This is a genomic window from Rhodococcus sp. Q1 (assembly GCF_004153645.1).
In the GTDB taxonomy this organism is placed as follows: domain Bacteria; phylum Actinomycetota; class Actinomycetes; order Mycobacteriales; family Mycobacteriaceae; genus Rhodococcus; species Rhodococcus gordoniae.
This window is the reverse complement of sequence record NZ_SDMJ01000003.1, coordinates 687,863-709,391: the sequence shown is the minus strand read 5'-3', so window position 1 is coordinate 709,391 and position 21,529 is coordinate 687,863. Positions and strand designations below refer to the sequence as shown.

General features: G+C 69.3%; 20 protein-coding genes. 6 read left to right on the top strand and 14 right to left on the bottom strand.

Going from position 1 to position 21,529, the window contains the following annotated elements; translation table 11 throughout:
- Positions 1 to 18: 18 nt before the first annotated feature.
- Positions 19 to 1,377, bottom strand: coding sequence for a Pup--protein ligase (gene pafA, locus EQ874_RS11915; protein WP_026003483.1), 1,359 nt, complete (start codon positions 1,375 to 1,377; stop codon positions 19 to 21).
- Between the two features lie 62 nt (positions 1,378 to 1,439).
- On the opposite strand from pafA, the gene EQ874_RS11910 reads away from it, so the two are divergent.
- Positions 1,440 to 2,975: a bifunctional phosphatase PAP2/diacylglycerol kinase family protein gene (locus EQ874_RS11910; protein ID WP_129976852.1), complete on the top strand. Its 1,536-nt coding sequence runs from the start codon at positions 1,440 to 1,442 to the stop codon at positions 2,973 to 2,975.
- Here EQ874_RS11910 and prcA read toward each other — a convergent pair.
- The 7 genes from prcA to EQ874_RS11875 all read right to left on the bottom strand — a co-directional run bounded on the left by prcA (position 2,909) and on the right by EQ874_RS11875 (position 9,749).
- On the bottom strand, positions 2,909 to 3,685 hold the full coding sequence (gene prcA, locus EQ874_RS11905) for a proteasome subunit alpha (protein ID WP_064065515.1): 777 nt from the start codon (positions 3,683 to 3,685) through the stop codon (positions 2,909 to 2,911). The genes EQ874_RS11910 and prcA overlap by 67 nt on opposite strands.
- Positions 3,682 to 4,443: a proteasome subunit beta gene (gene prcB / locus EQ874_RS11900; RefSeq protein ID WP_242496748.1), complete on the bottom strand. Its 762-nt coding sequence runs from the start codon at positions 4,441 to 4,443 to the stop codon at positions 3,682 to 3,684. Before prcB ends, prcA begins: the two co-directional genes overlap by 4 nt.
- A gap of 89 nt (positions 4,444 to 4,532) precedes the next feature.
- Positions 4,533 to 4,724 carry a ubiquitin-like protein Pup gene (locus tag EQ874_RS11895; RefSeq protein ID WP_006552173.1) on the bottom strand — a complete coding sequence of 64 codons (192 nt, stop codon included), beginning with the start codon at positions 4,722 to 4,724 and terminating at the stop codon, positions 4,533 to 4,535.
- Positions 4,725 to 4,889: 165 nt separating this feature from the next.
- Positions 4,890 to 6,383 (bottom strand): depupylase/deamidase Dop, encoded by a 1,494-nt coding sequence (gene dop / locus EQ874_RS11890; protein ID WP_115311458.1) that lies wholly within the window; start codon positions 6,381 to 6,383, stop codon positions 4,890 to 4,892.
- Between the two features lie 57 nt (positions 6,384 to 6,440).
- Positions 6,441 to 6,827: a nitroreductase family deazaflavin-dependent oxidoreductase gene (locus EQ874_RS11885; protein ID WP_129976850.1), complete on the bottom strand. Its 387-nt coding sequence runs from the start codon at positions 6,825 to 6,827 to the stop codon at positions 6,441 to 6,443.
- A gap of 76 nt (positions 6,828 to 6,903) precedes the next feature.
- Positions 6,904 to 8,673: a proteasome ATPase gene (arc, locus tag EQ874_RS11880; RefSeq protein ID WP_064065566.1), complete on the bottom strand. Its 1,770-nt coding sequence runs from the start codon at positions 8,671 to 8,673 to the stop codon at positions 6,904 to 6,906.
- Positions 8,674 to 8,897: 224 nt separating this feature from the next.
- Positions 8,898 to 9,749, bottom strand: coding sequence for a tRNA (adenine-N1)-methyltransferase (locus tag EQ874_RS11875; RefSeq protein ID WP_064065565.1), 852 nt, complete (start codon positions 9,747 to 9,749; stop codon positions 8,898 to 8,900).
- A gap of 89 nt (positions 9,750 to 9,838) precedes the next feature.
- On the opposite strand from EQ874_RS11875, the gene EQ874_RS11870 reads away from it, so the two are divergent.
- Both EQ874_RS11870 and EQ874_RS11865 read left to right on the top strand, forming a co-directional pair.
- Entirely contained in the window at positions 9,839 to 10,714 is an 876-nt protein-coding gene (locus EQ874_RS11870) for a RecB family exonuclease (protein ID WP_129976849.1), read from the top strand.
- Positions 10,711 to 11,550, top strand: a complete 840-nt coding sequence (locus EQ874_RS11865; protein WP_129976848.1) for a thioesterase family protein — start codon at positions 10,711 to 10,713, stop codon at positions 11,548 to 11,550. The genes EQ874_RS11870 and EQ874_RS11865 overlap by 4 nt, the downstream gene beginning before the upstream one ends.
- Positions 11,551 to 11,588: 38 nt before the next feature.
- Here EQ874_RS11865 and hisG read toward each other — a convergent pair whose 3' ends face one another.
- The 6 genes from hisG to metH all read right to left on the bottom strand — a co-directional run bounded on the left by hisG (position 11,589) and on the right by metH (position 18,908).
- Positions 11,589 to 12,452 carry an ATP phosphoribosyltransferase gene (gene hisG / locus EQ874_RS11860; protein WP_129976847.1) on the bottom strand — a complete coding sequence of 288 codons (864 nt, stop codon included), beginning with the start codon at positions 12,450 to 12,452 and terminating at the stop codon, positions 11,589 to 11,591.
- 93 nt (positions 12,453 to 12,545) lie between these two features.
- Positions 12,546 to 12,827, bottom strand: a complete 282-nt coding sequence (locus tag EQ874_RS11855; protein WP_172506045.1) for a phosphoribosyl-ATP diphosphatase — start codon at positions 12,825 to 12,827, stop codon at positions 12,546 to 12,548.
- Positions 12,828 to 12,866: 39 nt separating this feature from the next.
- Positions 12,867 to 13,754: a pseudouridine synthase gene (locus tag EQ874_RS11850; RefSeq protein ID WP_064064103.1), complete on the bottom strand. Its 888-nt coding sequence runs from the start codon at positions 13,752 to 13,754 to the stop codon at positions 12,867 to 12,869.
- 4 nt (positions 13,755 to 13,758) lie between these two features.
- A complete protein-coding gene (locus EQ874_RS11845) occupies positions 13,759 to 14,619 on the bottom strand; it encodes a rhodanese-related sulfurtransferase (RefSeq protein ID WP_129976846.1) in 861 nt (286 codons plus the stop codon).
- 1 nt (position 14,620) lies between these two features.
- Positions 14,621 to 15,316, bottom strand: coding sequence for an HAD family phosphatase (locus EQ874_RS11840; RefSeq protein ID WP_129976937.1), 696 nt, complete (start codon positions 15,314 to 15,316; stop codon positions 14,621 to 14,623).
- Positions 15,317 to 15,338: 22 nt separating this feature from the next.
- Positions 15,339 to 18,908, bottom strand: coding sequence for a methionine synthase (metH, locus tag EQ874_RS11835; RefSeq protein ID WP_129976845.1), 3,570 nt, complete (start codon positions 18,906 to 18,908; stop codon positions 15,339 to 15,341).
- A gap of 51 nt (positions 18,909 to 18,959) precedes the next feature.
- Between metH and EQ874_RS11830 the strand changes: the two genes are divergently transcribed.
- From EQ874_RS11830 to EQ874_RS11820, 3 genes are all read left to right on the top strand, one after another.
- Positions 18,960 to 19,859, top strand: a complete 900-nt coding sequence (locus tag EQ874_RS11830) for a PAC2 family protein (RefSeq protein ID WP_129976844.1) — start codon at positions 18,960 to 18,962, stop codon at positions 19,857 to 19,859.
- A complete protein-coding gene (locus EQ874_RS11825) occupies positions 19,856 to 21,001 on the top strand; it encodes an MFS transporter (RefSeq protein ID WP_129976843.1) in 1,146 nt (381 codons plus the stop codon). The genes EQ874_RS11830 and EQ874_RS11825 overlap by 4 nt, the downstream gene beginning before the upstream one ends.
- Before the next feature lie 308 nt (positions 21,002 to 21,309).
- Positions 21,310 to 21,525 (top strand): hypothetical protein, encoded by a 216-nt coding sequence (locus EQ874_RS11820; RefSeq protein ID WP_129976842.1) that lies wholly within the window; start codon positions 21,310 to 21,312, stop codon positions 21,523 to 21,525.
- The last annotated feature ends 4 nt before the right edge of the window (positions 21,526 to 21,529 follow it).

Sequence of the window (21,529 nt, the reverse complement as noted above, 5' to 3'; positions counted from 1 at the left end):
TCCGATGGGCACCGGTGCTCACATGGAGGCGATGAGCCGTTCGACGCGTTCGTCCACCGACCGGAAGGGGTCCTTGCACAACACGGTGCGCTGCGCCTGATCGTTGAGCTTCAGATGCACCCAGTCGACGGTGAAATCGCGGCCGGCGGCCTGCGCGGCGGCGATGAAATCACCGCGCAGCTTCGCCCGGGTGGTCTGCGGCGGGGTGTCCACCGCCGCATCGACGGACTCGTCGTCGGTCGCCCGCGCCGCCAACCCCTTGCGTTGCAGCAGGTCGAACACGCCGCGGCCGCGTTTGATGTCGTGATACGCCAGGTCGAGCTGGGCGATCTTCGGATCCGACAGTTCCATGCTGTAACGGTCCTGATAGCGCTGGAACAGCTTGCGCTTGATCACCCAGTCGATCTCGGTGTCGACCTTCGCGAAGTCCTGCGACTCGACGGCGTCGAGGACACGGCCCCACAGGTCCACCACCTGCGCGACATGCGGATCGGGTTCGCGCTGGTGCAGATACTCCACCGCCCGCGCATGATATTCACGCTGGATGTCCAGGGCGCTGGCCTGCCGGCCCCCGGCCAGGCGCACCGGGCGCCGACCGGTCAGATCGTGGGAGACCTCGCGGATCGCGCGGATCGGGTTGTCGAGCGCGAAGTCCCGGAACGGCACCCCGGCCTCGATCATCTCGAGCACCAGCGCCGCCGACCCCACCTTGAGCATGGTGGTGGTCTCGGACATGTTCGAATCCCCCACGATCACATGCAGCCGCCGGTACTTCTCGGCGTCGGCGTGCGGTTCGTCGCGGGTGTTGATGATCGGCCGCGACCGGGTGGTCGCCGACGAGACACCCTCCCAGATGTGCTCGGCGCGCTGCGACAGGCAGAAGGTCGCGGCCTTCGGGGTCTGCAGCACCTTCCCGGCGCCGCAGATCAGCTGCCGGGTCACCAGGAACGGCAGCAGCACATCGGAGATGCGGGAGAACTCGCCGACGCGGGCGACGAGATAATTCTCGTGGCAGCCGTAGGAGTTGCCCGCCGAGTCGGTGTTGTTCTTGAACAGGAAGATGTCGCCGCCGATGCCCTCTTCGGCCAGACGCTGCTCGGCGTCGATGAGCAGTTCCTCGAGGACCCGCTCACCGGCATGATCGTGTTCGACGAGCTGGAGCAGGTCGTCGCACTCGGCGGTGGCGTACTCGGGGTGCGAGCCGACATCGAGATACAGTCGCGCCCCGTTCCGCAGGAAGACGTTCGAACTGCGCCCCCAGGACACCACCCGGCGGAACAGATAGCGGGCCACCTCGTCGGGGCTCAACCGGCGATGCCCGTGGAAGGTACACGTGACGCCGAACTCCGTCTCGATACCCATGATTCGTCGCTGCACACTTCGACAGTACCGCGCAAACCCGACCCCCATGGGTGGCAACGACATCTACGGTTCGAGGTGTGATTCTTCGCGAGCACTACCGCACCGCCGACCGGGCCCTGTTCGACCGTTCCGGGGCGCTGCGCCCGTCCCCCGCCGACCCGCTGTTGCGTGATCTCGGGCGCGCCGCCAACCACAGTGTGCTGTGGATGGCGTGCGCCGCGGTGTGCGCGGCCGCCGGGGGACACGCGCGGCGCGGCGCGGTGCGCGGCCTGCTGTCCGTGGCCGGGGCCAGCGCCCTGACCAACGGGCTGCTCAAACCGCTGTTGCCGCGGCGCCGCCCCCCGGCGCGCACCGACCCGAAGTTCCTGCGCCGCAGCGTGCCGATCCCCCGCTCGTCGTCGTTCCCGTCCGGGCACTCCGCCTCGGCGGCGGCGTTCGTGACCGGGACCGCCCTCGAATCCCCTGTGGCCGGGGCGGTCCTGGCACCGCTGGCCGCGGCGGTGGCCTATTCCCGGGTGCACACCGGGGTGCACTGGCCCGGCGACGTCGTCGTCGGCGCCGCGGTCGGGGCGGGCGTGGCGTGGTCCACCCGCCGCTGGTGGGCGGTGCGCAGCCGCGAACCGGCCGCCGTGCAGGTCGCGGTCGCCGCGCCCGCGCTGCCCGGTGGGGAAGGGATGCTGCTGATCGTCAACCGCGATGCCGGCACCGCCGAGGAGATCGCCGCGGTCGTCACCGCCGCCCTGCCCGGGGTGCATCGCGCCGACCTCGACGCCGACCACGACCCGCAGGACGAACTGGCGCGGCTGCTGGCCGAGCACCGGCCGACGGCGTTGGGGGTGTGCGGCGGCGACGGCACCGTCGCGGCGGTGCTCGACGCGGCCGGCGACGCCCGGTTGCCGGTGGCGGTCTTCCCCGGCGGCACCCTCAACCACTTCGCGCACGATCTCGGGGTGAGCGACCTGGACGAGACGGTACGGGCGATCACCGATGGGCAGGCCGTCGCGGTGGGACTCGGACAGGTGACGGTGACCGGACCGGCCGGTCGCACGGTGCGGCGGTTCGTCAACACCGCCAGCCTCGGCGGCTATCCGGACGCGGTGCGGTTACGGCAGCACTGGGAGCCGCGGATCGGCAAGTGGCCGGCGGCGGGCCTGGCGATGCTGGCGGTGCTGCGCACGGCGAGCCCGATGCCGGTGCGGATCGACGGCACCGGGCGGGCGGTGTGGTTGCTGTTCGTCGGCAACGGCCGCTACACCCCGGGCGATCAGGTGCCGATGTCCCGGTCGCATCTGGATCCGGGCACCCTGGATGTGCGGTACCTGCCGGCCGAACGCCGGTTCTCGCGGCTCCGGCTGCTCGCCGCCGCCGCGACCGGCACCCTCGGCGCCTCCCCGATGTATCGGCATCGGCACAGCCCGGCCCTGGCGGTGCAGGTGATCGGGGATCCGGTGGCGTTGGCCACCGACGGGGAGGTCCCCGCCGACGGCACCGGATTCGACTTCGAGGTGGTGCCGTCGGCGTTGACGGTCTATCGGCTCGCGGTGGATCAGCCCGCGTCGGTGCCGGCCTCGGGAGCCGGCTCGGACCCCGGCGTCTCCGACGCCGCCGGCTGAGCCGAACCGGTGGGCAGCAGCGCATCGAGCGCCGCCCCCGCGATGCGGCGGAACGCGCGGCGCGGACGCTGCTTCTCGAGCACCGCGACCTCGAGTTCGCCGCGGCCGAGCAACCGCGGCGCCGCATCGGCGGTGGCCGGCTGCTGCAACGCGGTGACCGCCACGGCGACCGCCTCGTCGAGCGGCAGACCGGCCTTGTAGGACGAGCGCAGCGCGGTGACGATCGGCTCGGTGTTACCACCCATCACCACGAACTGCGGTTCGTCGACGATCGACCCGTCGTAGGTGATGCGGTACAGCTGCGGGCCGTCCTCGGTGCCGGCGCGACCGACCTCGGCGACGCAGATCTCCACCTCGTAGGGCTTCGGCTGCTCGGTGAAGATCGTGCCCAGGGTCTGCGCGTAGGCATTCGCCAACGCCCGCCCGGTCACGTCCCGCCGATCGTAGGAATAGCCGCGCATGTCGGCGTGCATGATCCCGGCACGACGCAGATTCTCGAACTCGTTGTACTTGCCGACGGCGGCGAAACCGACCCGGTCGTACAGTTCGCTGATCTTGTGCAGCGCCTTCGACGGGTTCTCCGCCACCAGCAGCACCCCGTCGGCGTAGGTCAACGCGATCACCGAGCGACCCCGGGCGATGCCCTTGCGGGCCAGCTCCGAACGATCGCGCATGATCTGCTCGGCGGACGCATAGTACGGAAGTGTCACCGGGCATCTCCTGCGGTGCGGTCGGCCACGATGCTGCGGGCCAGCTCGGACAGGGTTTCCTCCGCGACCGCCACGGCCCCCGCCGCGGTGATCACCACCGCCGTCGGGTAGATCCCGCGGGTGGTGTCGGGGCCCCCGGTGGCGGTGTCGTCGTCGGCCGCGTCGTACAGCGCCTCGACGGCGGTGCGCAGCGCGCTCTGCTCGTCCGCGTCGGCGCGGTAGAGCTTCTTCAGCGACGACCGGGCGAACAACGAACCCGAGCCGACCGCGTGATAGCCGGCGCGTTCCTCGTAGCGGCCACCGACCACGTCGTACGACACGATCCGCCCGGCGCGGTGCGCGTCGGGAGCGTCGAGGTCGACACCGACCAGCAGCGGCACCACGGCCAGACCCTGCATGGCCGCACCGAGATTGCCGCGCACCATCGACGACAGCCGATTGGCCTTGCCGTCGAAGGTCAGCGGCACGCCCTCGATCTTCTCGTAGTGCTCGAGTTCGACGGCGAACAGCCGCACCAGTTCGATCGCCAGGCCCGCGGTGCCGGCGATGCCGGCCGCCGAATAGTTGTCGGTGATGAACACCTTGTCGACATCGCGGGAGGCGATCAGGTTGCCCATCGTCGCGCGCCGGTCGCCGGCGAGCAGCACACCCCCGTCGAAGGTCAGCGCCACGATGGTGGTGCCGTGCGGGGCGAGGTCCACGTGGTCACCCCGTTCGAACCGGAACCGGTTCTCCGGCAGCATCTCCGGGGCGTGCATGCGCAGATGGTCGGAGAACGACGACAAGGGCGACGCGAGGTGCAGCCTCGGCTGCACCTCGCGGAAGGGAAGAGAGGACCGTTCGGCTGTCACTGGCCACCTTTCTGCACATATGCCCGCACGAAGTCCTCCGCGTTCTCCTCGAGCACGTCGTCGATCTCGTCGAGAAGATCGTCGGTGTCCGAGGCGAGCTTCTCGCGACGCTCCTGACCGGCACCGCCGTCACCGACGACCTCGTCGTCGTCTCCGCCGCCACCGCGTGTGGTCTGCTCCTGTGCCATCGCCGCCGACCTCCTCCTGTACTCGGCGCGGAACCGTCACCGGTCGACGATCGGTGTGGTCACCGCTGCTTCGAACTCCTACCCTACCCAGCGAAACGGTCCGCCGGTGGCGACACGCGTACTCGCGGCACACGATCGGGCCACCACCACACCCCGGGACGACCGTCAGTGGGTGAGCTGATCGACCAGTTCGGCCGCCGACTGCGCCGTCTCGAGCAACTCCCCGACATGCGCGCGGCTGCCCCGCAACGGCTCGAGCGTCGGGATGCGCACCAGCGACTCGCGACCCAGATCGAAGATCACCGAATCCCAGCTCGCCGCCGCGATGTCGGCGCCGAAGCGGCGCAGGCACTCGCCGCGGAAGTAGGCCCGGGTGTCCGACGGCGGGGTGCGCACCGCGTCGAGCACCTGCTGTTCGGACACCAGCCGCTGCATCGACCCGCGGGCCACCAGGCGGTTGTACAGACCCTTGTCCAGGCGCACATCCGAATACTGCAGGTCCACCATGTGCAGGCGCGGCGCCGACCAGGACAAGCCCTCCCGGTTGCGGAAACCCTCGAGCAGCCGCAGTTTCGCCGGCCAGTCCAGCAGGTCCGCGCATTCCATCGGGTCGCGTTCGAGCAGGTCGAGCACCATCGCCCACTTGTCGAGGATGTCGAGGATCCGCTTGTCCTCGGTGCCGTCGTGGAACTTCGCGACCCGCTCGTGGTAGATCCGCTGCAACGCCAGGCCCGTCAGCTCCCGGCCGTCGGCGAGCGCGACGGTCTTGCGCAGCGACGGATCGTGACTGATGTGATGCACCGCGGTGACCGGGCGGGCCAGCTGCAGATCCGACAGGTCGATGCCCGCCTCGATCAGGTCGAGCACCAGCGCGGTGGTGCCGACCTTGAGGTAGGTGGACATCTCCGCCAGGTTCGCGTCACCGATGATCACATGCAGCCGCCGGTACTTGTCGGCGTCGGCATGCGGCTCGTCGCGGGTGTTGATGATGCCGCGCTTGAGGGTGGTCTCGAGACCGACCTCGACCTCGATGTAGTCGGCGCGCTGCGACAACTGGAAACCCGGCTCGTCGCCGGACTGCCCGATCCCCACCCGCCCCGAGCCGGTGATCACCTGCCGGGAGACGAAGAACGGCGTCAGGCCCGCCACCACCGCGGAGAACGGGGTGTCGCGGTCCATCAGATAGTTCTCGTGGGTGCCGTAGGAGGCACCCTTGCCGTCGACATTGTTCTTGTACAGCTGCAGCCGCGGCGCGCCGGGCACACTCGACGCGTGCCGCGCCGCGGCCTCCATCACCCGCTCACCGGCCTTGTCCCAGATCACCGCGTCCAACGGGTCGGCGACCTCCGGTGCGGAGTATTCCGGGTGGGCGTGGTCGACGTACAACCGCGCCCCGTTGGTGAGGATCATGTTCGCGGCGCCGACCTCGTCGGCGTCGATGACCGGGGCCGGGCCGTTGAACCGGCCCAGATCGAAGCCCCGCGCGTCACGCAACGGCGATTCGACCTCGTAGTCCCAGCGGGTGCGGCGGGCGCGCGGCACCCCTTCGGCCGCCGCATAGGCCAGCACCGCCTGCGTGGAGGTCAGGATCGGGTTCGCCGATGGCTCGTTGGGTGAGGAGATCCCGTACTCGACCTCGATACCGATGATCCGCTGCATGCCGTCGAGCCTAGGCGATCCGGGCGGTCCTGGTCGTGGACCACCCCGCCGCCCCGATCAGGGGGCCCGCCGCGGGGTGCAGTCCAGATAGCCGGACGCCCCGATCGCCCGCAGCGCCATCCGCACCGGCAGCGGCGCCCAGCTCGCCTGCGGATCGTTGCCGAGCCGCGGCGCGGTCACCGGTACCGCCTCACCCCGGGTGTGCACCACCGCGCTCCCGGCGGCGCGCACGTTGCGCACCCAGTCGGTGTCGGCGCCGTAGGTCAACGCGATCCGCAGATCGTCCCCGACGCCGAACAGCAGCACCGGGGTGCGGAAGATCCGGCCCGAGCGGCGACCGCGATGCTCGACCACCGCGGTGCCGGGCAGCAACTGCGCGAACGGGGTGGTGACCCGGTTGGTGACCACCTTGTTGAACCGGGCCATCGTGCGCGGCAGCGGCATGACCGGTCCTCCCCCCGGAAGAGCGCGGCGGCCGGGCCTTCCGGATCGGGGAAGGCCCGGCCGCCGCGGTCGAGTCCTACAGGTACTGGCCGGTGTTCGATTCGGTGTCGATCGCGCGGCTCGCGCTGGCGTTCTTGCCGGTGACCAGGGTGCGGATGTACACGATCCGCTCGCCCTTCTTCCCCGAGATCCGGGCCCAGTCGTCCGGATTCGTGGTGTTGGGCAGGTCCTCGTTCTCGGCGAACTCGTCGACGATCGAATCGAGCAGATGCTGCACCCGCAGACCGGGCGCCCCGGTCTCGAGCACCGACTTGATCGCGTACTTCTTCGCCCGGTCGACGATGTTCTGGATCATCGCGCCCGAGTTGAAGTCCTTGAAGTACAGGACCTCCTTGTCGCCGTTGGCGTAGGTCACCTCGAGGAAACGGTTGTCCTCGGACTCGGCGTACATCCGCTCGACGACCCGTTCGATCATCGTCCGCACGCACGCGACCCGGTCGCCACCGAACTCGGCGAGATCGTCGGCGTGCACCGGCAGGCTCTCGGTCAGGTACTTCGAGAAGATGTCCTGGGCGGCCTCCGCGTCCGGACGTTCGATCTTGATCTTCACGTCGAGGCGGCCGGGCCGCAGGATCGCCGGGTCGATCATGTCCTCCCGGTTCGACGCGCCGATGACGATGACGTTCTCGAGCCCTTCGACACCGTCGATCTCGGCGAGCAGCTGCGGCACCACCGTGGTCTCCACATCGGAGGACACCCCCGACCCGCGGGTACGGAAGATCGAGTCCATCTCGTCGAAGAACACGATCACCGGGGTGCCCTCGGACGCCTTCTCCCGGGCCCGCTGGAAGATCAACCGGATGTGCCGCTCGGTCTCACCGACGAACTTGTTCAACAGTTCCGGGCCCTTGATGTTCAGGAAGAACGACTTCGCTTCCTTCGAATCGTCGCCGCGGGCCTCGGCGATCTTCTTCGCCAGCGAATTCGCGACGGCCTTCGCGATCAGGGTCTTACCGCAGCCGGGCGGGCCGTACAGCAGCACACCCTTCGGTGGGCGCAGCGAGTACTCGCGGAACAGGTCCTTGTGCAGGAACGGCAACTCCACCGCATCGCGGATCTGCTCGATCTGCCGGCCCAGACCACCGATGTCGCCGTAGCCGACGTCCGGGACCTCCTCGAGCACGAGATCCTCGACCTCGGCCTTCGGGATCCGTTCGAAGGCGTAACCGGCCTTGCTGTCGACGAGCAGCGAATCGCCGGGGCGCAGCGTGAACGAATTCTCGTCGTCGACGAGGGCGTCGGTCTCGACGTCGGCGGCCGCCGCGGCCAGCGGCGCCGCCAGCCACACGATGCGTTCCTCGTCGGCGTGCCCCACCACCAACGCCCGGGTACCGTCGTCGAGCACCTCCCGCAGAGTGGTGATCTCCCCGACGCGTTCGAAACCACCGACCTCCACAACGGTCAACGCCTCGTTCAACCGCACCGTCTGACCGGGCCGGAAGGTGTCGAGTTCGAGATTCGGCGACACCGCGACCCGCATCTTGCGGCCCGAGGTGAACACGTCGACGGTCTGGTCGTCGAACGTCTCGAGCAACACCCCGTAGCCGCTCGGCGGCTGGGCCAGCCGGTCGACCTCCTCACGCAGCGTGATCAACTGCTGACGCGCATCCTTGAGGGTCTCGAGCAGTTTGCCGTTGCGGACCGTGAGGGATTCGAGCCGGGTCTCGAGGTCGCGTACCTGATCGGACGGTTCGCCGAGCCGACGACGCAAGGTCGCCACCTCCATGCGCAACTCATCGATCTCTCGTGCCGCCGCAACCGCATCCGGCTTCTCTGACGAGCTCATAGCGACTCCCTCCACTGTCGGTCATTCCACGCTACCGGGACATCGCCCGGCATGGGGGAGGACACGAAACAGTCGTGTTCCGAACATGTGTCGCGTGCGGGACGCACCATGGCACCACACCCCCGATCCACTGTCGGGCTTCCCGAGACCGTGAGTCGACCGGTCCCCTCGAAGGTACTCTCCCGTGATCCCGCGCCCGCCGGTTCCCGCAGGTCGGCGTCGGCTCAGCCCTTGCTGGGCCGACGCTGCGGCTTCGGGGTCTCCACCCCGTCCTGCAGCCGCCGGGCACTGACCAGAAACGCGGTGTGCCCCTGCATCCGATGCTCCGGCCGCACCGCCAGCCCCACCACGTGCCAGCCGCGCACCATCGACTCCCACGAGCGCGGCTCGGTCCAGCAGGTCTGCTCCCGCATCGCCTCGACCACCCGCGACAGCTGCGTCGTCGTCGCCACATAGACGATGAGCACCCCACCCGGCACCAGCGCCTTCTTCACCGTCTCCAGCACATCCCAGGGCGCCAGCATGTCCAGCACCACCCGATCGACCCGGCCGTACTTCTCCACGTCGTAGTCCGCCAGATCCCCGAGCACCGTCGTCCAGTTCGCCGGGCGCTCCCCGAAGAACGTGTCGACATTGCGCTCGGCGTAGGCGAGATGGTCCTCGCGCACCTCGTAGGAGATCACCCGGCCGCCCTCCCCGACAGCGCGCAGCAGCGAACAGGTCAGCGCCCCGGATCCGGCGCCCGCCTCGAGCACCGTCGCGCCGGGGAAGACATCGCCCTCCTGCACGATCTGCGCGGCGTCCTTCGGGTAGATCACCTGCGCACCGCGCGGCATCGACATCACGTAGTCCACCAGCAGCGGCCGCAACGCCAGATAGGGGGTGCCGTTGGTGGAGGTGACCACCACACCCTCGTCGGTGCCGATCAGATCGTCGTGCAGAATCCCGCCGCGGTGGGTGTGGAACTCCTTGCCCGGCTCGAGCACCACGGTGTACTTGCGGCCCTTGGCGTCGGTCAACTGCACCCGGTCCCCCACCTGGAAGGGTCCGCTGCGCCCGAGTCCGCCTACTGCCATCGCCGTGTCCACCTTCGTTCCAGCCCCGCACCCGCGCACGGGCACGCGGGTCCGGCACCGTGTCGGACCCGCGTCCTAGCCTGCCAGGTGTGACCACAGCTGCGCCCACACCCCCCGCCGACACGACGCGGCCGGTCGCCCTGTCCCCCTCCCGCGCCGCCGACTTCACCCGTTGCCCGCTGCTCTACCGCTTCAAGGCCGTCGACCGGCTCACCGCACCCCCGACCCGCGCCCAGGCGCGCGGCACCGTCGTGCACGCCGCTCTCGAAGCACTGTTCGCGCTCGACGGACCGGCCCGCACCGCCACCGCCGCGCAGACCCTGCTGCCCGACGCCCTGGCCCGGATCCTCGCCGCCACCCCCGATCTGGGCGTGGATACCGACGACGCGGGGTTCCTCGCCGAGGCCGCCGCGCTGCTGAGCACCTACTTCACCGTCGAAGACCCCACCGCCGTCGTCGCCGACGGCTGCGAACTGCGGGTGGAGACCACCCTCGACGGCGACGTCCCGCTGCGCGGCATCATCGACCGCCTCGATGTCGATGCCACCGGCGCGGTGCATGTCGTCGACTACAAGACCGGCCGTGCCCCGTCCCCGCGCGGCGAGCGGGCGGCGCTGTTCCAGCTGAAGTTCTACGCGCTGATCGTGTGGCGGCAACGCGGCCTCGTCCCGGCCTCGCTGCGGCTGCTGTATCTCGGCGACGGTCAGGTGCTGCACTACCGGCCCGACCCCGACGAACTGCGCCGCTTCGAACGGATCGTGCGGGCGATGTGGGCGACGATCCGGCAGTTGCGCGGCAGCGGCGACTTCCGCCCCAATCCCGGTCCCGGCTGCCGGTGGTGCGATCATCGGGCATTGTGCCCGGCATTCGGCGGTACCCCACCGCCGTATCCCCTCGACAGCCTTGCGGCGCAGTCGACGTCGGGTGCGCCCCACCGCATCGAGCAGCAGGAGAATCCCGAATGAGCGACGCCGCCTACTACGTGCCGGTCCCCCGGCCGGCCGGCCCCACCGGCCCGGCCGACGACATCGAGATCGCGGTGTTCCGCCCCACCGACCGCACCGTCAGCACCTGGGGCCCGCACCTGCAGCACGGCGCCCCGCCCTCGGCGCTGCTCGCCCGCGCCATCGAACGGCACCGGCCCCGCCCCGACACCCGCCTGACCCGCCTGACCGTCGACCTGCTCGGCCCCGTCCCGCTCACCGACCTCGAGGTCCGCACCCGCATCGAACGGCCCGGCCGCCGCATCGAACTCGTCGTCGCCGAATTGTGGGCCACCGCCCCCGACGGCACCCACCGCCCGGTGGCGCGCGGCACCGGCTGGCGCCTCGAAACCGTCGACCTGCCGGCCGTGGCCCGCACCTCCGAGACCCCGCTCCCGGCCCTGGGCAGCTTCGAACCCCACGCCCCGCACGCGTCGTGGCAGGGCGGCTACATCGACACCGTCGACTGGCGCATCATCGTCCCCTTCGGCACACCGGGCCTGTCGTCGGCGTGGGTGCGCGGCGAGATCGCCCTCGTCGAAGGCGAAACCCCCAGCGGCCTCGACCGACTGATGAGCGTCGCCGATGTCGCCAACGGCGTCGGCTCCAAACTCGACCCCCGCGAGTTCACCTTCCTCAACACCGACCTGACCGTGCACCTGTTCCGCGCCCCCGAGTTCCGCGAACAGGACTGGGTGGGGATCGCCGCGGAGACGTCCGTCGGACCCGACGGGGTCGGCATGACCGCCGGGCTGCTCTACGACGAGACCGGCGCGCTCGGCCGCATCACCCAGAACGTGCAGGTGCGGCCCCGCTGATCGCGGAGCCGCACCGAGACGACGGGAAGGGGTGCGTCTTACTCGGGGGCGCGCATCGCCCGGCACGAGCGGATGTTCGACGCGAGGATCGCGCGGGCACCGATCTCGGCGAGCCGATCCATCACCGCGTTGTGGCCCTTGCGCGGCACCATCGCCCGCACCGCCACCGAATTGTCGTTCGCCAACGGCGAGATCGTCGGCGACTCGAGTCCCGGGGTCACCTGCACCGCCTGCTCGAGCAGGTGCTTGGGGCAGTCGTAATCGATCATCACGTACTGCTGCGCGAAGACCACACCCTCGAGCCGGGCGATCAGCTGGTTGCGGGCCCGATCCGAACGATCCGACCCCTCCCGCTCGATCAGCACACCCTCCGAATCGCACAGCGACTGCCCGAAGGCGACCAGATCGTGCTGCCGCAACGTCCGGCCCGAGCCCACCACATCGGCGATCGCGTCGGCGACGCCGAGCTGGATGGAGATCTCCACCGCCCCGTCGAGCCGGATCACCTCGGCCTCGATACCGCGGGCGGCGAGATCACGACGCACCAGATTCGCGTACGAGGTGGCGATGCGCAGCCCCCGCAGATCCTCGACCGTCCAGTCCCGGCCCTTCGGCGCGGCATACCGGAAACGCGACGACCCGAAACCCAGCGACAGGCGTTCGGCGACCGGCGCCCCCGAATCCATCGCCAGATCACGGCCGGTGATCCCCAGATCCAGCTCGCCGGAACCGACGTAGATCGCGATGTCCTTCGGGCGCAGGAAGAAGAATTCGACGTCGTTGACCGGGTCGATGACCGTCAGATCACGCGAGTCGGTGCGGCGACGGTAGCCGGCCTCCTGCAGGATCTCGGCGGCGGACTCGGACAGCGAACCTTTGTTGGGGACTGCGACGCGCAGCATGACGGATTGGGGTCCTTTCGAACGACGAGCAGAAGCGAGGAAGGGGGATCTACAGGGCACGGACGGCGGCACCGCACAGCGGGCCGGCGGACGTCACAGATGCTTGTAGACGTCCTCGGGCTTCAGACCCCGCCCCACCATCAGCACCTGCACCCAATACAACAGCTGCGAAATTTCCTCGGACAGTTCCTCGTCGGACTGGTACTCGGCGGCGATCCACACCTCACCGGCCTCTTCGAGTACCTTCTTGCCCTGGAAATGCACGCCGGCGTCCAGGGCGGCGACGGTGCCGGAGCCCTCGGGGCGGGTCGCGGCGCGTTCGGACAGCTCGGCGAACAGGGAATCGAAGGTCTTCACAGGGGTCGATTGTTTCATGCCCCGCCACCGGCCCCGCAGCCAGGACACCGACACCCCTCAGAACTCGAGCTCCCGCCCGCTGACGAACCGCCGCGCCACCCCGCTGACCGGATCGGTGAACTCGAGCGACCGCGCCAGCAACCGCAGAGGATCGGTGAAATCGTCCGCCCCACGCGGCCGGAACCGCGGATAGAAGTTGTCCCCGACGATCGGCACCCCCAGGGACATCAGATGCAGCCGCAACTGATGGGTGCGGCCGGTGCGCGGACACAACCGATAGCGGGCCAGCTCCCCGCGCCGCTCGACCACCTCGATGCGGGTCTCCGAATTCGGCTCGTCGGCGAACTGCTCGGCCGTCAACTCCCCGTGCCGCTTGACGATCCGGGTGCGCACCACCCGCGGGAACGACAGGTCGGGCCGGTATCCGGCGACCGCCTCGTACACCTTGCGCACCCGCTGCCGCTCGAACAGCTCCTGATAGGGCCGCCGCCACCCCGGATCCGTGGTGCACAACAGCACACCCGCGGTCATCCGGTCGAGCCGGTGCACCGGCACCAGATGCGGCAACTCCAGCTCGCGCCGCAACCGCACCACCACCGATTCACGGATGTGCGCCCCACGCGGAATCGTCGCCAGAAAATGCGGCTTGTCGACCACGACCAGCCCGTCCTCGCGGTGCAGCACATGCACCGGGAACGGCACCGGTACCTCCGGCGCCGGATCGCGATAGAAGTACACGAACCGCGTCGGCCGATAGGGGGTGTGCGGCTCGACGCGGCGCCCGTGCTCGTCGACCAACTCCCCCGCCGCCATGCGCGCCGCCCAGTCCTCGTCGGGATGGTCGGCCTCGAGGAACTCCACGACCGTGTCGGCGCCGTGATCGGCGGGCATCCGGATACGGTCCGGGCCGAGCCCGTCGCGTACCGGCAACGGCGCGGCGCGCATCCGGTTACACCTCCACCGGGTCCGGCACACAGCCCTCGCACACCAGAGTCAACTCCCGGCCGCGAACATCCGGATGGTTGCGATACCGCGAGGTGGGCGTGCCGCACAGCGCGCAGCGCCCGATCACCGTCGTCTCGTCGCTGAACTCGACGTTCATCCGCCCGTCGAAGACGTACAGCGAACCCTCCCACAGGCCCTCGTCGCCGAAGGTCTCGCCGTACCGCACGATGCCACCGTCGAGCTGGTAGACCTCCTCGAAACCACGGTTGCGCATCAACGCTGACAGCACCTCACAACGCACCCCACCGGTGCAGTAGGTCACCACCGGGCGGCCCTTGAGATGGTCGTAGCGGCCGCTGTCGAGCTCGGCGACGAAATCGCGGGTCGTGGCCACCTCCGGCACGATCGCATCCCGGAACCGGCCGATCTGCGCCTCGAACCGATTACGGCCGTCGAAGAACACCACCTCGTCGCCGCGCTCGGCGACCAGCTCGTGCACACCGTGCGGCGACAGATGGGTGCCGCCGTCGACGATGCCGTGCTCGTCGACCTTCACCTCGTCGGGCACCCCGAAAGTGACGATCTCCGGACGTACCTTCACCGACAGCCGCGGAAAATCGTCGCCGGTGCCGTCGGACCACTTGACGTCGGTGTCCTCGAACGCCGCGTAGCCGCGCAACCCACGCACATACTTCTTCACGTCGGCGATGTCGCCGCCGACGGTGCCGTTGATGCCGTGCTCGGAGATCAGGATCCGCCCGGTCAACCCCAGCGACGACGCCAAGGTGTACTGCCACAACCGGATCGCCTCCGGATCGGGCAGCGGGGTGAACTTGTAGAACAGCACGATCTTCGGAACCGCCACCTCAGGGCACCCCCGCACCGTGCAGCTCGTGCAGATCCTCGGCGCTCAACCCCTCCAGCGTCGATCGGAACACGCGCCGCCCCGAGCCGGGCACATCCACCAGCGACGGCACCACCAGCACCGTGCACCCGGCCGCATCCGCCGCGGCCGCCCCGGTCGGGGAATCCTCCACCGCCAGACACTGCGCCGGATCCAGACCGAGCAGCTCCGCCGCCCGCCGGTAGGGCGCCGGATCGGGCTTGCCGGCCGGCACCTCGTCGCCGCACACCGAATGATCGAAATGCTCACGACCCAGGGTGTCCAGCGCCACCTCGCACAACGCCCGCTCGGTGTTGGTCACCAGCACCGACCCCAGGCCCGCCTCGCGCACCATACGCAACGCGGCCTGCGCGCCGGGCCGCCACGGCAACCCGTCGGCGAACAACCGGCCCATGTACTCGGTCAGCCACGCCGCCGCAGCCGCCGCCTCGTCCGGAGTCGGCTCGAGACCCAGACCGGTGAAAGTGCGCAGCACCGCCAGATCCATCGGACCCCCGATCGTGGAGATGCGGGTCTCCTCACTCATCGGCCCACCGAGATACAACGACAACTCGCGCATCCCGATGTCCCACAAGCGTTCCGATTCGAGCAGGGTGCCGTCCATATCCCACAGCACCGCCCGCAGCACACCGGCCCGCACCGCGAGCGGCGCCTCCACCCGATCAGACGCCTCCACCCGATCAGACATTGAAGTACTTCGCCTCCGGGTGGTGCAGCACGAACGCATCCGTCGACTGCTCGGGATGCAACTGCAGCTCCTCCGACAACTCCACCCCGATCCGCTCGGGTTCGAGCAACTCGACCAGCTTGATCCGATCCTCGAGATTCGGGCACGCCCCGTACCCGAACGCGAACCGGGCGCCGCGATAGGCAAGCTTGAAATACTCCGCGACCTCCTCCGGATCCTCGTCCGCAGCCGTGCCACCCCCGGCGAACGCCAACTCCTGCCGCACCCGCCGATGCCAGTACTCGGCCAACGCCTCGGTCAACTGCACACCGATGCCGTGCACCTCGAGATAATCCCGGTACGAATTCGACGCGAACAACTCGTTCGCGAAATCCGCAATCGGCTGCCCCATCGTCACCAGCTGAAACGGCCACACATCCACCTGACCCGACGCGACCGCATCCTCCCGCGACCGCACGAAGTCGGCGATGCACAGGAACCGCGAACGCTGCTGCCGCGGGAAGGTGAACCGGTAGCGCTCGGGCGCATCCGGGCGCGCCTCGGTCAGCACCACCACGTCGTCACCCTCCGACACCGCCGGGAAGTAGCCGTAGACCACCGCGGCGTGCTGCAAGATGCCCTCGGTCGCCAACCGATCCAACCAGTACCGCAACCGCGGCCGGCCCTCGGTCTCCACCAGCTCTTCATAGCTCGGGCCCTCACCGCCCCGCTGACCACGCAGCCCCCACTGCCCGAGGAACAACGCCCGCTCGTCGACCAGCGCCGCATAGTCGGCCAACGGAATGCCCTTGATCACCCGGGTACCCCAGAACGGCGGCGTGGGCACCGGCAGATCCTTCGCGACATCGCTGCGCTCGGGGATCTCCGCCGGCGTCTCGGCGGCCTTGCGCTTCTCCGCGATCCGCTTGCTGCGCTCGTGCCGTTCCTTGCGCTCGGCGGCCTTGCGGGCCGCCTCGATCGCCTCCGGACTGTCCGGCGCCGGCGCCTCACCGCGCTTCTCCGCCATCACCCGATCCATCAGCGACAGGCCCTCGAACGCGTCGCGTGCGTACGACACCTTGCCCTCGTAGACCTCCGCCAGATCATTCTCGACATAACTGCGGGTCAGCGCCGCACCACCGAGCAACACCGGGAACTGCTCCGCGACCCCACGAGAGTTGAGCTCCTCGAGGTTCTCCTTCATCACCACCGTGGACTTCACCAGCAGCCCCGACATGCCGATCACATCGGCACGCTTGTCGACCGCCGCATCCAGGATCGTCGCGATCGGCTGCTTGATGCCGAGGTTGACCACCTCGTAGCCGTTGTTCGACAGGATGATATCGACGAGATTCTTGCCGATGTCGTGCACATCGCCCTTCACGGTCGCCAGCACGATCCGGCCCTTGCCCTCGTCGCCCGTCGACTCCATGTGCGGCTCCAAGAACGCCACCGCGGTCTTCATCACCTCGGCGGACTGCAACACGAACGGCAACTGCATCTGCCCGGACCCGAACAGATCACCGACCGTCTTCATGCCCGACAACAACGTGTCGTTGATGATCGCCAACGGCGGGGTGGTCTTCATCGCCTCCGCCAGATCGTCCTCGAGACCGTTGCGCTCACCGTCGACGATGCGCCGCTCCAGCCGCTCGAACAGCGGCAGCGCCGCCAGCTCCTGCGCCCGCGACTCGCGTGCCGACGCCGCCGACACCCCCTCGAACAGCTCCATCAGCTTCTGCAGCGGGTCGTAACCCTCACGGCGCCGGTCGTACACCAGATCCAGCGCAACCTGCCGCTGCTCCTCCGGGATCCGCGCCATCGGCAGGATCTTCGACGCGTGCACGATCGCCGTGTCCAGCCCGGCCTCGGTGCACTCGTGCAGAAACACCGAATTCAGCACCTGCCGCGCCGCCGGATTCAGACCGAACGACACATTCGAGATGCCCAGAGTGAAGTGCACCTCCGGATGCGCCTCGTGGAGGCGGCGGATCGCCTCGATCGTCTCGATCGCGTCGCGCCGCACCTCCTCCTGACCCGTCGAGATCGGGAAGGTCAACGCGTCGACGATGATGTCCTGCGGCGACAGACCCCACGTGCCGGTCAGGTCCGCGATCAACCGCTCGGCGATGCGCACCTTGTGCTCGGCGGTCCGGGCCTGGCCTTCCTCGTCGATCGTCAACGCCACCACCGCCGCGCCGTGCTCGACGACGTGCTCCATGATCCGCTGGAACCGCGAACCCGGACCGTCACCGTCCTCGTAGTTCACCGAGTTCACCGCACAGCGACCACCGAGCTGCTCGAGACCGGCCCGGATCACCTCCGGCTCCGTCGAGTCGATCATGATCGGCAGCGTCGACGACGTCGCGAACCGCGACGCCAGCTCCGCCATGTCCGCAGCCCCGTCGCGCCCGACGTAGTCGACGTTCAGATCCAGCATGTGCGCACCGTCGCGGATCTGATCCTTCGCGATATCCAGGCACTTCTGCCAATCCGCAGCAAGCATCGCCTCACGGAACGCCTTCGACCCGTTCGTATTGGTGCGCTCACCGATCATCAGGATCGACGCATCCTGCTCGAACGGCACCGAGGTGTACAGCGACGCCACACCCGGCTCCGGCTGCGGGGCGCGCGGCGCCGGCTGCACCCCGCGCACCGCCTCGGCGACCTGCCGGATGTGCTCGGGAGTGGTGCCGCAGCAACCGCCGACGAAGGTCAGACCGTACTCGCGGACGAACCCGGCCAAGGCCTCGGCGAGCTCCCCCGGCTGCAACGGGTACTCGGCGCCGTTCGCACCCAGCACCGGCAGACCGGCATTCGGCATCACCGACACCGGGATCGTCGCGTGCTGCGAGAGGTACCGCAGGTGCTCGGTCATCTCCGCCGGACCGGTCGCGCAGTTCAAACCGATCAGGTCGATACCGAGGGGTTCGAGAGCGGTCAGCGCGGCGCCGATCTCGGAACCGAGCAGCATCGTGCCGGTCGTCTCCACCGTCACGTGCACGACGATCGGGATCCGCCGGCCCGCCCGCTCCATCGCGCGCTTGCTGCCGATGATCGCGGCCTTCGCCTGCAGCAGGTCCTGGCAGGTCTCCACCAGGATCGCATCGGCACCGCCGTCGAGCATGCCCAGCGCCGCCTCACCGTAGGCGTCGCGCAGCGCCGCGAACGGCGCATGACCGAGGGTGGGCAGCTTCGTACCCGGGCCCATCGACCCGATCACCATGCGGGCCATGCCGTCGGCGCCGGGACCCATCTCGTCGGCGACCTCCCGCGCGAGGCGCGTACCACGTTCGGACAGGTCACGGATCCGGTCGGCGATGTCGTAGTCGGCGAGATTGGGCAGGTTGCAGCCGAAGGTGTTCGTCGAGACGACGTCGGCGCCGGCCTCGAAGTACGCCCGGTGGATCCCACGGATCACATCGGGACGAGATTCGTTGAGGATCTCGTTGCACCCCTCCAAACCGCGGAAGTCGTCGAGCGACAGATCCGCGGCCTGCAACATGGTGCCCATCGCCCCGTCTCCGATGACAACGCGCTGGCTCAGCGCATCGAGCAGGACAGAATGAAGTGGGGTGGACATGCCCCACAGACTAGTGGGCGCCCGGAACGGGCCGGGTCGTAGGCTGGACGAGTGAGTGCACCCGAGTATCCCGAGACCCCGGACCAGGACGTCCCCGTCCTGCGCGATCCGGTGCTCGTCGCCGCCTTCGAGGGGTGGAACGACGCCGGCGACGCGGCCAGCGGCGCCGTCGAGCACCTCGAGCTGATCTGGGACGCCGAGCCCTTCGCCGAGCTGGACTCCGAGGAGTACTACGACTACCAGGTCAACCGGCCACAGGTACGCCTCGTCGACGGCGTCACCCGCGAGATCGACTGGCCGACCACCCGACTGTCGCTGTGTTCCCCACCCGGCAGCGACCGCGACGTCGTTCTCCTGCACGGCATCGAACCGAGCATGCGCTGGCGCAGCTTCTGCGACGCCATCATCGAACTCGTCGACGAATTCGAGGTCCACACGGTCGTGTTGCTCGGCGCGCTGCTCGCCGACACCCCGCACACCCGCCCGGTCCCGGTCACCGGCACCGCCTACAGCTCCGAGGCCGCCGAACGCTTCAAGCTGCAGACCTCCCGCTACGAAGGGCCCACCGGCATCACCGGGGTACTGCAGGACGCCTTCGTGCGCGCGGGCATCCCCGCGGTGTCGTTCTGGGCGGCGGTCCCCCACTACGTGTCCAACCCGCCCAACCCCAAGGCCACCGTCGCGCTGCTACGCCGGGTCGAGGACGTCCTCGACCTCGAAGTGCCCCTCGGCGAACTCCCGCTCCTCGCCGAGGAATGGGAACAGACCGTCACCGACATGATCGACGACGACGAGGAGATCGCCGAATACGTGCGCACCCTCGAGGAGCGCGGCGACGCCGAGGCAGAAGAGGACATCTCCGAGGTCATCGCCAAGATCGACGGCGACGCCCTCGCCGCCGAGTTCGAACGCTATCTGCGGCGACGGGGTCCCGGCGGCTTCAACAGGTGAGCGGTCCGCGCGAACCGCTGCAGCGCACGGCGCTGTACGCGGGTGGATTCCTCGGTCCGTTCGGCGGCAGCGTCGTCGTGTCGATGCTCCCCGAGATCGGCGCCGACACGGGCGTGTCCACCGGTACCGCCGCGACGACGGTCACCGCCTATCTCGGCGTGTTCGCCGCCGCGATGCTGTTCTCCGGCACCCTCGGCGCACGCTGGGGTCGGGTCCGCACCGTCCGCACCGCCTACCTCGTGTACGCCGTGGTCTCGATCGCCGCAGCTCTGGCACCGACCTTCTCGCTACTGATCGGCACCCGCATGCTGCAGGGCGCTGCCAACGCGTTCACGACGCCGCTGTTGCTCGCGGCACTGGCCGTCATCACCCCCAAGGACAGGCTCGGGCGCGCACTCGGGTTGTTCGGGGCCATGCAGGCCGCAGGCCAGACCGTCGCTCCCCTGATCGGTGGGCTCGCCGCCGAGGTGAGCTGGCGGTGGGCGTTCGTCGTGCTCGCCGGTGCCGCGCTGCTCCTGGCGCTCGCCGGGCTGCCCGCTTCGGTGCGCGACGACCCCTCCGGTCCCGACCGGGTCCGCCTACGCGACGCCGTGACTCCGCGCGTCCTGCGCATCGGCCTCGTCGCACTCCTCGGCTGGGGCGCTCTCGGTGGGCTCGGGTTCCTCCTCGCCTTCCGGGTCGAGGACGAGTTCGGGTTGTCCCCGTCCGGACGCGGCGTGGTACTCACCGTGTTCGGTCTCGCCGGAATCATCAGCTCCCGGCCGGTCGGGATGCTCATCGACCGTGTCGGGGCCCGCGCGATCGTGCTCGCCGGTGCGGTGAGCGGCGCCGCACTGGTCGCTGTCGTCGGTACCGTCCCGTGGCTCGTCGTGCTCGGTGTCGCGTGGTTCCTGGCGGGCATCGCCTCGCAGTTCATCCTCGTGGGGGTCAATGCCGCGGTGCTCGGCGGGCCCGGTGGCAATCGTGGTGGTGCGGTGTCGGTAGTACAGGCCTTCCGTTTCGGCGGGGCGGCCTTCTCCCCTCTTCTGTTGACCCCGGTGTACGGCGCCGACCCGGTGCTCGCCTTCCTGCTGCCCGCCGCACTGCTCGGCGGGCTCGTCCCCCTCCTCATGACGCGGCGATCGGACGCACCGAGCCGTTGACCCCTGCCCGCTTCGGTGCGGGTGATTTGTTCGGAGGTGAGTTCGTGATGGTGGTGATTGTTGCGAGAGGGAGGGATATTCTGTTTTTCTATGGTTTCCGTATTATTCAGAATATTTTTGTGGGTTTCTCGCACCCATCGCCTTGCCTCATCGGGCCACCCGTGTGCCCGACTCGTCGGTGTAGCCGAGACGGTGCGCCTCCCTTCCCCCCGGCCCGGCTTCAGCAGCTCCCCCGCTATCGGGCCGAGGGTCTCGGCCACGATCGCCCGCTACGAAGTCTCCTCCTCCCCCAATCGTCACCGGAGGGTGTGCACACTCGAACCCGGCTCCGCGGCCACCTGATGCCGGGTGAGATCCTCGGCCGGGCGGCGCAACAACACTTCACGCGCCCGGGCGGGCATGAAGCGCTGAACACCGACGAGACCGCGCGAGCGGCGGCCTGCCGCCGGCGCACCGAGACGCCCACCCTGCCGGCGACAGGGCAGACCCCGGCGGCGGAGAACTCGTCCGGCAGCACACGTTGATCCG

Bases quoted from the DNA above. Each gene is read 5' to 3' on its own strand.
- prcB (WP_242496748.1), bottom strand. From the start codon at position 4,443: ATGCACGCCCCGGAGATGCTGCCGGAGAACCGGTTCCGGTTCGAACGG.
- EQ874_RS11895 (WP_006552173.1), bottom strand. From the start codon at position 4,724: ATGGCACAGGAGCAGACCACACGCGGTGGCGGCGGAGACGACGACGAG.
- dop (WP_115311458.1), bottom strand. From the start codon at position 6,383: ATGCAGCGGATCATCGGTATCGAGGTCGAGTACGGGATCTCCTCACCC.
- EQ874_RS11885 (WP_129976850.1), bottom strand. From the start codon at position 6,827: ATGCCGCTGCCGCGCACGATGGCCCGGTTCAACAAGGTGGTCACCAAC.
- arc (WP_064065566.1), bottom strand. From the start codon at position 8,673: ATGAGCTCGTCAGAGAAGCCGGATGCGGTTGCGGCGGCACGAGAGATC.
- EQ874_RS11875 (WP_064065565.1), bottom strand. From the start codon at position 9,749: ATGGCAGTAGGCGGACTCGGGCGCAGCGGACCCTTCCAGGTGGGGGAC.
- EQ874_RS11865 (WP_129976848.1), top strand. From the start codon at position 10,711: ATGAGCGACGCCGCCTACTACGTGCCGGTCCCCCGGCCGGCCGGCCCC.
- hisG (WP_129976847.1), bottom strand. From the start codon at position 12,452: ATGCTGCGCGTCGCAGTCCCCAACAAAGGTTCGCTGTCCGAGTCCGCC.
- EQ874_RS11855 (WP_172506045.1), bottom strand. From the start codon at position 12,827: ATGAAACAATCGACCCCTGTGAAGACCTTCGATTCCCTGTTCGCCGAG.
- EQ874_RS11850 (WP_064064103.1), bottom strand. From the start codon at position 13,754: ATGCGCGCCGCGCCGTTGCCGGTACGCGACGGGCTCGGCCCGGACCGT.
- metH (WP_129976845.1), bottom strand. From the start codon at position 18,908: ATGTCCACCCCACTTCATTCTGTCCTGCTCGATGCGCTGAGCCAGCGC.